Origin of the sequence: Humitalea rosea, assembly GCF_003253705.1 — a bacterium.
GTDB classification, from domain to species: domain Bacteria; phylum Pseudomonadota; class Alphaproteobacteria; order Acetobacterales; family Acetobacteraceae; genus Humitalea; species Humitalea rosea.
In genome coordinates, this window is the sequence record NZ_QKYU01000027.1 from 12,093 (window position 1) to 23,740 (window position 11,648).

Sequence of the window (11,648 nt, forward strand, 5' to 3'; positions counted from 1 at the left end):
ATTCGGAAAACAGCGCATGCGTCTTCTCGTCACCGGCGGCTTGGGTTTCATCGGTTCGGCCGTGGTGCGGCGTCTGATCGGGCAGGGGCACCAGGTGCTGACGCTCGACCTCGCGACCTATGCCGCGAGTCCGGAGGCGCTGGGGACCGCGCTGAAGCACCCGAGCCACATCTGGCTCCGCGGCGATATCACCGACTTCGAGGCGGTGGCCGAGGCCTTCCGCCAGGCCGATCCGGATGCGGTGATGCATCTGGCGGCCGAGAGCCATGTGGACCGTTCCATCGACGGCCCGACCGCCTTCGTCGAGACCAATGTCACCGGCACGCTGGTGATGCTCCAGACGGCGCTCGCGCATTGGCGCGCGCTGCCGGAGGGGCGCAAGGACGCCTTCCGCTTCCACCACGTCTCCACCGACGAGGTGTTTGGCGCGCTCGAACCCGGTGACCCGGCCTTCAACGAAGCCACCCGCTACGATCCGCGCAGCCCCTATGCGGCGACCAAGGCGGCCTCGGACCACCTCGTCCGCGCCTGGCAGCACACCTATGGGCTGCCGACCTACATCACCAACACCACCAACAACTACGGCCCCTGGCAGTTCCCGGAGAAGCTGATCCCGCTGGTCGCGCTCAACGCGCTCGATGGCCGTCCGCTGCCGGTCTATGGCAAGGGCGACAACATCCGCGACTGGATCCATGTCGAGGACCACGCCGAGGCGCTGTGCCTCTGCCTGGAACGGGCGCAGCCGGGCGGCACCTACGGGCTCGGCGCGCGGCAGGAACGCACCAACCTTCAGGTCGTGTACGCCATCTGCGCCGTGCTGGACCGGCTGCGTCCCGACCCCGCCGGGCCGCGCGCGCGCCTCATCACCCATGTCGCCGACCGCCCGGGCCATGACTTCCGCTACGCCATGGACCCGGCCGCGGCCGAGGCCGCGATCGGCTGGCGCGCCCGCTACAGTTTCGAGGAGGGTCTGGAGCAGACGCTCGGCTGGTATCTTGCCAACGAGGCCTGGTGGGGCCCGATCCGCGCCGGGCGCTATGCCGGCAAGCGCCTCGGCGCCGCGGCGTGAAGGGCATCCTCCTCGCCGGCGGCAGCGGCTCGCGCCTGCATCCGATGACGCTGGCGGCCAGCAAGCAGCTGCTGCCGGTCTATGACAAGCCGATGGTCTATTACCCGCTGGGCACGCTGATGTTCGCCGGCATCCGCGACATCCTGCTGATCTCCACCCCGGCCGACCTGCCGCAGTTCCGCCGCCTGCTCGGCGACGGCTCGCGCTGGGGCATCCGCATCGACTATGCCGAGCAGCCGCGCCCGGATGGCATCGCCGAGGCCTTCCGCATCGGCGCCGACTGGATCGGCGGCGAGGCCTGCGCCTTGGCGCTCGGCGACAACATCATCTATGGCGACGGCCTCGCCGAGTTGGCCCAGGGGGCCGCCCGCCGCGCCGAGACCGAGGGGGGGGCCACCGTCTTCGCCTATCAGGTGCGCGACCCGGAACGCTATGGCGTGGTCGCCTTCGATGCCGAGGGCCGTGCCGTCTCGCTGGTGGAAAAGCCCGCGCAGCCCGCCTCAAACTGGGCCGTGATCGGGCTGTATTTCTACGGCCGCGATGTGGTGGCCGAGGCCGCCTCGCTCGCCCCCTCCGCCCGCGGCGAGCTTGAGATCACCGACCTCAACCTCGCCTACATGGTGCGGCAGAAGCTCTGGGTGGAGCGGCTGGGGCGCGGCTATGCCTGGCTCGACGCCGGCACCCCCAATTCGCTGCTGGCGGCCTCGATGTTCGTCCAGACGGTGCAGGAACGGCAGGGCCTGCAGATCGGCTGCCCCGAGGAGATCGCCTTCCGCATGGGATATTGCGACGCGCAGGCGCTGCGGGCCGAGGCCAGGCGCCTCGGCAAGACCGACTACGGTCGCTACCTCGCCGAGATCGCCGATGCCGGTTGATCCCGCCTATTGGGCCGGCCGCCGCGTGCTGGTCACCGGCGGCGCCGGCTTCCTCGGCTCCGGCCTCTGCCATGCGCTGGCGGCGATGGGTGCGGATGTGGTGGCGCTGGACGCGATGCTGACGGGCTCCGCGGCACTTGAGGCCAATCTCGCCGGGCTGCCGGTGCGGCTGCTGAAGCGCGATCTGCGCGACGCCGATCTGGAAGCGGCCTGCGGCGGCTTCTCCGTGCTGTTCAACCTCGCGGCCCAGACCAGCCATGCCGGCGGGCAACGCGACCCCGCGACGGATGTGGACATCAACACCACCGCGCAGATCCGCCTGATCCTGGCGATGCGCCTGGCGGCGCCGAAGGCGGTGGTGGTGCATGCCTCGACCCGGCAGTTCTACGGCAAGCCGCAATGGCTTCCGGTCACCGAGGACCACCCCATCGCCCCGCCCGACGCCAATGGCGTCTCCAAATTCGCCGGCGAGCAGTATTGGATGCTGGAGCACCGGGTGCATGGCCGCCCGGTCGTCTCGCTGCGCCTGACCAATTGCTACGGGCCGCGGATGCGGATCATCGATGCCCGGCAGACCTTCGTCGGCATCTGGCTGCGCCGGGTGATGGAGAAGCAGCCCTTCGAGGTCTGGGGGGGCGCGCAAATGCGCGACCTCACCTACCTCGACGACGTCACCGCCGCCTTCCTGCTCGCGGCCGAGCGGGCCGATTGCCATGGCCGGGTGTTCAACCTCGGCGGCGGCCCGCCGGTCACCTTGCTGGAACTGGCCGATGCGGTGATCGCGGCCAATGGCGGCGGGGCGTATGTGACCCGCGACTTCCCGGCCGAGGCCAAGGCCATCGACATCGGCTCCTACCACGCCGATGACAGCGCCTTCCGCGCCGCCTCGGGCTGGGCGCCGAAGATCGGGCTGGCCGAGGGCCTGGCCCGCAGCCTCGCGTTTTTCCGGCCGCGCATGGCCGATTACATCGACAAGGTGCCGACATGAACGCATCGCTTCCGACCATGGTGCCCCAGGCCGATCCCGGGGCCGCCTACCGCGCCCAGAAGACCGAGATCGACGCCGCCGTCGCCCGCGTGCTGGCCTCGGGCTGGTACATCCTCGGCAAGGAAGGGGCGGCCTTCGAGGCCGAATACGCCGCCTGGACCGGGGCGGGGCACCACGCCGTCGGCTGCGCCAATGGCACCGATGCCATCGCCCTGATCCTGCGCGGCATGGGGATCGGCGCGGGCTGCACCGTCGCCACCGTGAGCCACACCGCGGTCGCGACCGTCGCCGCGATCGAGATGGCCGGTGCCACGCCCCTGCTGCTGGACATCGACCCCGACCATTTCACCATGGACCCGGATGAGCTGGTCGCGGTGCTGGAGGACCCGCCGCCGGGCCTGCCGCCGATCCGCGCCGTCATCCCGGTGCATATCTACGGCCAGATGACCGAGCTCGACCCGATGCTGCGCGCCTGCCGCGCCGCCGAGGTCCAGCTGATCGAGGATTGCGCCCAGGCGCATGGTGCGAGCCTGAACGGCGACCGCGCCGGCACCATCGGCGATGCCGCCGCCTATTCGCTCTATCCCACCAAGAACCTCGCCGCCCTCGGCGATGGCGGGGTGGTGACGACCCGCGATGCCGAGCTGGCCCTGCGCATCGCGGCACTCCGGCAATACGGCTGGCGGGAGCGCTACATCTCCGACCTGGTCGGCGTGAACTCGCGGCTGGACGAGTTGCAGGCCGCCATCCTGCGCGTCCGCCTGCCGCTGCTGGAGGCCGGCAATGCCCGCCGCAACGCCATCGCCGCGGCCTATGACGAGGCCCTGGCCGGCACCCCCTATGCCCCCCCGGCGCGCCGCCCGGGCTATGGCCATGTCTTCCACCAATACGTGCTGCGGGTGCCGGAACGCGCCGCCTTGCAGGCGCGGCTGCGGGCCGAGGGCGTGGCGACCGCCGTCCATTACCCGGTGCCGGTGCATCTGCAGGGCGCCTATCGCGACCGCATCGCCCTCGGCCCCGCCGCCTGCGCCGAGACCGAGGTCGCGGCGCATGAGGTGATGAGCCTGCCGATGTTCCCCGAACTCAGCGATGCCCAGGTCGAGACGGTGTGCGGGGCCTTGCGCCGGCTGGCGTAATCCTCGCTTTCCCTCGGAAGCTTCGCTGGTGCAGCATGGGGCATGCCCGATACCAACCTCGCCCCGTCCGCCTCGACGCTGACCACGCAGGAGATCGAGGCCGAGCTTCTGGCCGGCCTGCGCTCCGCCCGCGCCGCCGCCGCCGCCGACCCCTTCGGCGATCCGGTGCTGGCGACCGCGCTTTCGGTCAGCCGGCGCCTGGATGATGGCCGGCTGGACGAGGTTTCGGTCGCGGCGCTGATCCAGCGCCTGGCCGATGCCGCCGCGGCGGATCGGGCGGCGCGGCTGGATGCCTATCTCGGCACCCGCGATCGCAATGGCGTCGCGGCACTGGCGGTGCGGCTGGTGCGGCCCGACCCGGATGACAGCCCGGTGCCCTTCGCGGCCTTCCGCCGCGCGATCGAGCGGCCGCGCTTCGCCGCCGTCTTCACCGCGCACCCGACCTTCGCGCACCCGCCCGCGACCTATGCCGCCATCGCCGATGCCGCCAGCGGCGGGGCGCCGCAGACCGGGCTGCGCCACCGCCCCGATGCGCCGACCCTGGCGCAGGAATTCGACGCGGTGGTGCTGGCGATCCAGAACGGCCGCGGCGCGCTGGACGAACTGGCCGGCGCGCTGCTGGACGCCGCCACCACCACCTGGCCCGACCGCTGGCACAGCCTGAACCCCGCCCCGGTGCTGCTGACCTCCTGGGTCGGCTATGACACCGATGGCCGCACCGATATCGGCTGGTACGACACGCTGCGGTTCCGCCTGACCATGAAGCGGCTGCAACTCGCGCGGTTGCGGACCCAGATCGCCGAGGCCGGCGCCTGCGCCGCCCCGCTGCTCGCGCGCCTCGCGGAGGCCGAGGCCGCCGTCGCCGCCCAGATCGCCGCCTGCCCGCCGGATGGCGAGGCCAGGGCCACCGCCGACTTCGCCGCTTTGCTGGTCGGCGAGCGGGAGGTGGCGCTGGTCACCCCCGCCGCCCTGCTGCCGCTGTTCGAGGCGGCGATCGCCGCCGCCCCCGAGGCCGCGATCAAGCGCCGCCTCGTCGTCGCCCGCGCCGGGCTGCTCGCCCAGGGGCTGGCGCTGGCCCATACCCATGTCCGGCTGAACGCGCAGCAGATCCACAACGCCCTGCGCCAGCGGCTGGACGAGGCCGCCAATCCGGAGGACCCCGCGCAGCGCCGCGGGCTGCTCGCGCGGATCAACGCCGCCCTGGCCGAATGCGTGCCGCAGCCGGTGGATTTCGGCGCGCTGCTGACCGAGCAGGCCTCGGCCGCGCGGCTGATGATGACGGTCGCCCAGATCGCCAAGCACATCGACGGCGCGACCCCGGTGCGCTTCCTGATCGCGGAGACCGAGACCGGCTACACCCTGCTCGCCGCGCTCTGGCTGGCCCGGCAATGCGGGATCGAGCATCTGATCGAGATCTCGCCGCTGTTCGAGACCGCCGAGGCGCTGGAACGCGGCGAGCGGGTGCTGGAGGAGGCGCTGCGCAGCCCGCATTACCGCGCCTATGTGCAGGCGCAGGGGCGCATCTGCCTGCAATTCGGCTATTCCGACAGCGGCCGCTACGTCGGCCAGATCCCGGCCTCCTACCTCGCCGAGCGGCTGAAGCTGCGGCTGGCGGAACAGCTCAAGCGGCATGGGCTCTCGGGCATCGAGGTGGTGCTGTTCGACACCCATGGCGAGAGCGTCGGGCGCGGCGCGCATCCAGGCTCGCTGGCCGACCGCTTCGAGTATCTGACCCCGCCGGCGGTGCGGCAGTCCCTCGCCAATGCCGGGGTGATGCTGCGGGAGGAGGCGGCCTTCCAGGGCGGCGATGGCTACATGCTGTTCGGCACGCCGGCGCTGGCGCGGCGGGTGATCGCCCGCATCGCCGGCCATGCCTTCGCCGAGGTGCCGAAAGCCCCCGATCCGATCTATGCCGAAAGCGACTGGGCGGCGGATTTCTTCGCCACCGCCCGGCGCGAGATGCAGGAGCTGGTCGAGGACCCGGGCTATGCGGCCCTGCTCGGCGCCTTCGGGCCGGGGCTGCTGGACAAGACCGGCTCGCGCCCCGCCGCCCGGCAATCGGATGGCGTCGGGGGGGCCGCGCGGATCACGCATCCCTCGCAGCTGCGGGCGATCCCGAACAACGCGATCCTGCAACAGCTCGGCTACATGGCCAATTCGCTGCATGGCCTTGGCCGTGCCGCCGAGGCCAATCCCGAGACCTTCACCGATCTCTGCGAGCGCTCGCCCCGTTTCGCCCGGGCGCTCGGCATCGCCACGCGAGCGGCGGCGTGCAGTGACCTCGGCGTGCTGCGCGCCGCGATCGGCAGCCTTGATCCGGGACCGTGGCTCGACCGCGCCGGCTTCACCCATCGCCCCGGGCGGCGGGAGGCGCTGATGGCGGTGGCCGAGGCGCTGGAGCGGCTGGACCTCTCCGCCCCGATCCGGCGCATGTTCCGCCGCTTGCAGGCCGATCATCTGGCGCTGGTCGCGGCCTGGCCGGAGGGGCTGCCGGCGATGCCGGACCGGCTGGTGCTGCTGCATGCGCTGCGCCTCGCGCTGATCCAGCGGATCTGGCTGCTGGCGGTGTCGCTGCCCGATTTCTCACCCCGGCATGGCGCGACGCGGGAGACGGTGCTGAACGCCATGCTGCGGCTGGAGGTCGAGCCGGCGCTGCGGGTGCTGGAACAGATCTTCCCGGTCGGGGCCGGCCCGGCCCAGGGGCTGGACTTCCACGAGGTGGCCGCCCCCCGCGGCGGGCATGACTACAGTCGCGAGCATGCGACCATCTTCCAGCCGATCCGCCGGCTGTTCGGCCTTACCCGCGATTGCGCCGCGGCGATCGCGCATGAGGTCGGGGCGTTCGGGTGACGGTCGAGGGGCGTCGCCCCTCGATCACCCCAGCAGGCTGATTTTATTGATAAAAAAGGAAGGTCCAGGAAACTCGGTTTCCTGGTGGGGGGGTGCGGGGGGGCGACGCCCTACCGCGGAATCCGCCCCTCCACCGGATACGCCGGATCATTGTAGCCCGGCGTCGAGGGATGCCCGGGTGCCACCAGGCTGTCCATCATCGCCTCATCCTCATCGGTGAAGCGGTAGTCCAGTGCGGCGACATAGTCTTCCCACTGCGCCTCGGTCCGCGGCCCGGCGACGGCGCCGGTGACCAGCGTGTTGTTCAGCACCCAGGCCAGCGCGAATTGCCCGGGCGGGATGCCGCGGGCGGTGGCGTGGTCGGCAAGCTTGGTCGCGATCTCCAGGCTCTCGGGGCGCCATTCGCTTTCCAGCATCCGCCGGTCCCGCCGCGCGGCGCGGGTGCCCTCGGGCGGCGGCGTGTCGCTGCGGTACTTGCCGGTCAGCACCCCGCGCGCCAGCGGCGAATAGGGGAAGACGCCGAGGCCGAAATGCGCGCAGGCGGGCAGATGATCCACCTCGATCTGGCGGTTCAGCGCGTTGTAGAGCGGCTGGCTGACCACCGGGCGGTCGATGCCGAGGCTGTCGCAGATGCGGCAGATCTCGGCCAGGCGCCAGGCGCGGTAGTTGGAGACGCCGAACTGGCGGATGCGCCCGCTGCGCACGAGGTCGGCCAAGGCATGCACCGTCTCCTCCAGCGGCGTGCCGTGGTCTTCCTTGTGCAGGTACAGGATGTCGATGACATCGGTGTTGAGGCGCCGCAGGCTGGCATCGACCGCGGCGAAGCAATGCCGGCGGGACAGCCCGCCGCCATTGGGGCCGGGCATGGTCGGGTTGGCCATCTTGGTCGCCAGCACCCACCAGCCGCGATCGGCGGCGATGGCGCGGCCGACCTCCTCCTCCGACCTTCCCTCGTTGTAGGCATCGGCGGTGTCGATGAAGTTGACGCCCTGCTCGCGGGCGCGGGCGATGATGCGGCCGCTGGTCGCCGAATCCGTCGCCCCCCCGAACATCATGGCGCCGAGGCAGAGCGGCGAGACCTTCAGCCCGTTCCGGCCGAGCTTGCGGTAGTTCATCCTGGCCTCTCCTATGGGACATCCGCCGGCGTCCGCGGTGGCGCCGGGCGTGTGTCCGCAGCCTCTCACGCAGGCGGAAGGGGCGAAAGCCCGGGGCCGTCAGACCCGCGCCAGCACCCGGTCCACGAAGTCCAGGCACGCGCCGAGGTAGTTCGCCGGATCGGTGAGCCGCGCGATCTCCTCGGCGGAGAGGCGCTGCGCGACCTCCGCATCCCGCGCCAGCGCCTCGGCCAGGGGGATGCCTTCGGCCAGCGCGATGTCGCAGGCGTGGTGGACCACATCATGCGCGGGGCCCCGGCCGAGCACCGGGGCGAGGCCCATCATCACCGCCTCGGCCACGATCAGCCCGCCGGTGCTGTCGAGGTTCTTCTGCATCCGCGCGGCATCGACCGTCATGCCCTCGGCGATGGTCAGCGCCTGGGTCAGCGCGCCATGGGTCAGGGCGAAGGCCTGGGGCAGGGCCAGCAACTCGGCCTGCCAGGGGCCGGTGCCGCGCTCATGGTCCTGCGCCATGGCGGCCAGCATCTGCGGCACCAGCGCATGGACCCCGCGCGATTGCGCCAGCACGTATTCGCAGGCGATCGGGTTGCGTTTCTGCGGCATGGTGCTGCTGCCGCCACGGCCCGGGGCATGGGGCTCGAAGACCTCGGCGACCTCGGTCTGCATCAGCAGCATGATGTCGGTGGCGAGCTTGGACAGCGCGCCGCAGAGCAGCCCGCACCAGGTCACCGCCTCGCAGAAGCCGTCGCGGGTGACGTGCCAGGGCAGGTCGGGCTCGACCAGATCCAACTCGCGCGCGAGTTCGGCCGTGACCTCCAGCCCGCGATCGCCGAGGCTCGCCAGGGTGCCGGCCGCACCACCGAACTGCACTCGCAGCACGCGGGGGCGAAGCTGGGCCAGGCGCTCGCGCATCGTCAGCAGCGGCGAGAGCCAGACCGCGCATTTGTAGCCGAAGGTCACGGGCAGGGCGTGTTGCAGATGCGTGCGCCCGGCCATCACCAGCCCGCGGTATTCCTCAGCGCGCGCCGCGAGGCCGGCGATGGTGCGGTCCAGATCCGCCTCCAGCAGCGCCAGCCCGTCGCGCAGCATCAGCACCAGGGCGCTGTCCATGATGTCCTGGGTGGTGGCACCCCAATGGGTCCAGCGCCCGGCCTCCGGCCCCGCCAGCGCCGAAAGCTGGCGCACCAGCCCGAGCACCGGGTAGCCGGTGTTGCGGGTCGCGGCGGCCAGCGCCGGCAGGTCCAGCGCGTCCACCTGGGCCGCGGCGGTGATGGCGGTCGCGGCCTCGGCCGGGATCAGCCCGAGGCGGGCCTGGGCGCGGGCCAGCGCGGCCTCCACCTCCAGCATGCCGGCGAGAAAGGCGCGTTCGCCCATCGCGGCGCGCATGGCGTCGGTTCCATACAGCGCGCCGAGAACGGCGCCATCGGCGGGGTTGAGGGTCATCAGACGTCCAGGAAAACGGTTTCGCCGTCCCCTTGCAGCACGATATCCAGCCGCCAGGAACCTGGAGCGGTCTCCTTCGCGATCAGCGTGCCCGCACGGGGGCCGGCGGCGGCGAGCAAGGGGTCCTCGGCATTGCGGGGCTCGCCGGCGAAATAGGCGCGGGTGACGAGGTGTTTCATCAGCCCGCGGGCGAAGATCGCCAGCACGATATGCGGCGCCTGAGAGGCATTGCCGAGGCCCGGCACCGATCCGGGCCGCAGGGTGGTGAAGTGGAAGACGCCATCGGCATCCGCCGCGCAGCGGCCGAAGCCGTGGAAGGGGGGCTCGTAGGAGCCGGCGGCATCGGCCTGCCAGATCTCCACCATGGCATCGGGCGCGGCCGCCCCGGCGCCGTCGGTGATGCGGCCCGTGAGGGTGATGCGGGGGCCGGGAATGCCCTCATTGGGGCCGCCGGCGCGGAGCAGATCGGCCCATTCGGGGAAGTCGATCAGGTGCCAATAGGGGCCGGCGGTCTGGTGCGCGGTCGCGGCGGTCATCTCAATGCGCCCATCTTAGTGACCCTCGTCGTCGTGGCCGGCATCCTCGAAGGGCGTGGCCGCGGCCCCCCGCAGCACGATGTCGAAGCGGTAGCCGAGGGCGTGCTCCGGCACCGTCAGCCCGAGGTCGAACTTCGCCACCAGCCGGTCCCGCGCCGCGGCATCCGGCGTCGCCTGGAACACCGGGTCCAGCGCCAGCAGCGGGTCGCCGGGGAAATACATCTGGGTGATGAGGCGCTGCGCGAAGCCCGCGCCGAACAGCGAGAAATGCACATGCACCGGCCGCCAGGCATTGTGGTGGTTGCGCCAGGGATAGGCGCCGGGGCGGATGGTGGTGAGGCTGTAGCGCCCCTCGGCATCGGCGAAGACGCGGGCGCGGCCGGTGAAATCGGGGTCCAGCGGCACGTCATGGGTGTCGCGCGGGTGGTTGTAGCGGCCGGCGGCATTGGCCTGCCAGACCTCCAGCATCGCGCCGGGGACGGGGCGGCCGTCCTCATCCAGCACGCGGCCGCCGATGATGATGCGCTCGCCCATGACGACGCGGCCATTGGGCAGCCGGGTCATATCCGCCTCGGCCGGGTAGGCGCCCTGCGACATGCGCGGGCCGGTCACTTCCGAGAGGGTGTGCGGCATCCGCAGCAGCGGCGCCTTGGGGTGGCGCAGATGCGTGGACCCATAGGCGGGGCTGTCGTAGGCGGGCTGGGTGGCCGGGGCGGGGCGGCGATACGCCGGGGGCTGGGTGTCGGGCATGGCGCGTTTCCCTCCTCTTGGCGCTGCTGTCATGCCGCAAATGGCAGCAGCGCGGCAAGAAGGAGAGAAGCGCTTAATGCAGCCGGGCGGGCGCCATCTCGTTCTGCACGATGGCGGCGGCGGCCAGATCCACATCCGGGGCGGCGCCGATCGGCGTGCCATCGGCGGCATGGATCGCGATCACCGATTCCCCGTTCACCAGGGTCGGGCGCATATAGGCGATCTCGGAGGCGCCAAGGGCGGCGAAATCGCGTGCATTCAGCCCGCGCAGCAGCGTGGTGACACTGTCATAGGGCTTCAACTGGGTCTTATTGGTCATCTCTGCGGCACCTTTCGTGGCCCGGTGGGACCGCCGCCCGAATGGGCCGGCGGTTCAGAAGGGGGGCAGCTTTGCCGTTCAGCTTTGCCACTCAGCTTTGCCGTTCAGCTCTGGACGACGGTTCGCCCATTGCCCTTCTGGTCAATCTTGATCGCGCGGACCTTGGTCTCAGGCAGCGGGCGACGCAGGTCGATGTGAAGCAGACCATTGTCGAGGTAAGCGCCTTCGACCTCGATGTGCTCGGCCAGGACGAAAGCCCGCTGGAACTGCCGCGCGGCAATGCCGCGATGCAGGAATACCCGGCCTTCGCCCTCTTCCTTTTGCCGGCCTCGGATCACCAGCTGGTTGTCCTCCTGAGTGATCTGGAGATCATCCATGCTGAAACCGGCCACGGCGAGGGAAATCCGCAGCATCTGGTCGCCGGTCTGCTCGATATTGTAGGGGGGGTAGCCGTCAGAGCTCTTCTGAACCCGATCGAGCATCTGTTCGAGATGATCGAAGCCAAGGAACAATGGGGACCCGAAAAGCGAGGAACGCGACATGGAGTGGCAGCCTCCTGATGGCGGA

General features: G+C 71.1%; 11 protein-coding genes. 5 read left to right on the forward strand and 6 right to left on the reverse strand.

From position 1 onward, the window contains the following. Positions 1-16 precede the first annotated feature (16 nt). From rfbB to C8P66_RS24775, 5 genes are read left to right on the forward strand one after another with little or no spacing between them, the layout of a single operon-like run. Complete coding sequence (gene rfbB / locus C8P66_RS19300) at positions 17-1,069, forward strand: dTDP-glucose 4,6-dehydratase (protein ID WP_111399924.1); 1,053 nt, start codon at positions 17-19, stop codon at positions 1,067-1,069. Continuing rightward, positions 1,066-1,944: a glucose-1-phosphate thymidylyltransferase RfbA gene (rfbA, locus tag C8P66_RS19305; protein WP_111399975.1), complete on the forward strand. Its 879-nt coding sequence runs from the start codon at positions 1,066-1,068 to the stop codon at positions 1,942-1,944. The genes rfbB and rfbA overlap by 4 nt, the downstream gene beginning before the upstream one ends. Further along, positions 1,934-2,932 carry an NAD-dependent epimerase/dehydratase family protein gene (locus tag C8P66_RS19310; RefSeq protein ID WP_111399925.1) on the forward strand — a complete coding sequence of 333 codons (999 nt, stop codon included), beginning with the start codon at positions 1,934-1,936 and terminating at the stop codon, positions 2,930-2,932. Before rfbA ends, C8P66_RS19310 begins: the two co-directional genes overlap by 11 nt. Continuing rightward, positions 2,929-4,068, forward strand: coding sequence for a DegT/DnrJ/EryC1/StrS family aminotransferase (locus C8P66_RS19315; protein ID WP_111399926.1), 1,140 nt, complete (start codon positions 2,929-2,931; stop codon positions 4,066-4,068). The genes C8P66_RS19310 and C8P66_RS19315 overlap by 4 nt, the downstream gene beginning before the upstream one ends. 42 nt (positions 4,069-4,110) lie before the next feature. Next, positions 4,111-6,918 (forward strand): phosphoenolpyruvate carboxylase, encoded by a 2,808-nt coding sequence (locus C8P66_RS24775; RefSeq protein WP_111399927.1) that lies wholly within the window; start codon positions 4,111-4,113, stop codon positions 6,916-6,918. 110 nt (positions 6,919-7,028) lie between these two features. On the opposite strand, the gene C8P66_RS19325 is transcribed toward C8P66_RS24775, so the two are convergent. The 6 genes from C8P66_RS19325 to C8P66_RS19350 all read right to left on the reverse strand — a co-directional run bounded on the left by C8P66_RS19325 (position 7,029) and on the right by C8P66_RS19350 (position 11,623). Then, on the reverse strand, positions 7,029-8,033 hold the full coding sequence (locus tag C8P66_RS19325) for an aldo/keto reductase (RefSeq protein WP_111399928.1): 1,005 nt from the start codon (positions 8,031-8,033) through the stop codon (positions 7,029-7,031). Between the two features lie 99 nt (positions 8,034-8,132). Further along, on the reverse strand, positions 8,133-9,476 hold the full coding sequence (gene pcaB / locus C8P66_RS19330; protein ID WP_111399929.1) for a 3-carboxy-cis,cis-muconate cycloisomerase: 1,344 nt from the start codon (positions 9,474-9,476) through the stop codon (positions 8,133-8,135). Continuing rightward, entirely contained in the window at positions 9,476-10,012 is a 537-nt protein-coding gene (gene pcaG, locus C8P66_RS19335; RefSeq protein ID WP_245903680.1) for a protocatechuate 3,4-dioxygenase subunit alpha, read from the reverse strand. The genes pcaB and pcaG overlap by 1 nt, the downstream gene beginning before the upstream one ends. Before the next feature lie 15 nt (positions 10,013-10,027). Beyond that, positions 10,028-10,762 (reverse strand): protocatechuate 3,4-dioxygenase subunit beta, encoded by a 735-nt coding sequence (gene pcaH, locus C8P66_RS19340; protein WP_111399931.1) that lies wholly within the window; start codon positions 10,760-10,762, stop codon positions 10,028-10,030. 73 nt (positions 10,763-10,835) lie between these two features. After that, positions 10,836-11,081, reverse strand: a complete 246-nt coding sequence (locus tag C8P66_RS19345) for a DUF1150 family protein (RefSeq protein ID WP_111399932.1) — start codon at positions 11,079-11,081, stop codon at positions 10,836-10,838. Between the two features lie 104 nt (positions 11,082-11,185). Continuing rightward, a complete protein-coding gene (locus tag C8P66_RS19350) occupies positions 11,186-11,623 on the reverse strand; it encodes an Hsp20 family protein (RefSeq protein ID WP_111399933.1) in 438 nt (145 codons plus the stop codon). Positions 11,624-11,648 lie beyond the last annotated feature (25 nt).

What these genes read in the sequence shown, in the direction of transcription:
- C8P66_RS19350 (WP_111399933.1), bottom strand. Translation starts at nt 11,623, where the DNA reads ATGTCGCGTTCCTCGCTTTTCGGGTCCCCATTGTTCCTTGGCTTCGAT.
- C8P66_RS19310 (WP_111399925.1), top strand. Translation starts at nt 1,934, where the DNA reads ATGCCGGTTGATCCCGCCTATTGGGCCGGCCGCCGCGTGCTGGTCACC.
- pcaG (WP_245903680.1), bottom strand. Translation starts at nt 10,012, where the DNA reads ATGACCGCCGCGACCGCGCACCAGACCGCCGGCCCCTATTGGCACCTG.
- C8P66_RS24775 (WP_111399927.1), top strand. Translation starts at nt 4,111, where the DNA reads ATGCCCGATACCAACCTCGCCCCGTCCGCCTCGACGCTGACCACGCAG.
- rfbB (WP_111399924.1), top strand. Translation starts at nt 17, where the DNA reads ATGCGTCTTCTCGTCACCGGCGGCTTGGGTTTCATCGGTTCGGCCGTG.
- C8P66_RS19325 (WP_111399928.1), bottom strand. Translation starts at nt 8,033, where the DNA reads ATGAACTACCGCAAGCTCGGCCGGAACGGGCTGAAGGTCTCGCCGCTC.
- C8P66_RS19345 (WP_111399932.1), bottom strand. Translation starts at nt 11,081, where the DNA reads ATGACCAATAAGACCCAGTTGAAGCCCTATGACAGTGTCACCACGCTG.
- pcaH (WP_111399931.1), bottom strand. Translation starts at nt 10,762, where the DNA reads ATGCCCGACACCCAGCCCCCGGCGTATCGCCGCCCCGCCCCGGCCACC.
- pcaB (WP_111399929.1), bottom strand. Translation starts at nt 9,476, where the DNA reads ATGACCCTCAACCCCGCCGATGGCGCCGTTCTCGGCGCGCTGTATGGA.
- C8P66_RS19315 (WP_111399926.1), top strand. Translation starts at nt 2,929, where the DNA reads ATGAACGCATCGCTTCCGACCATGGTGCCCCAGGCCGATCCCGGGGCC.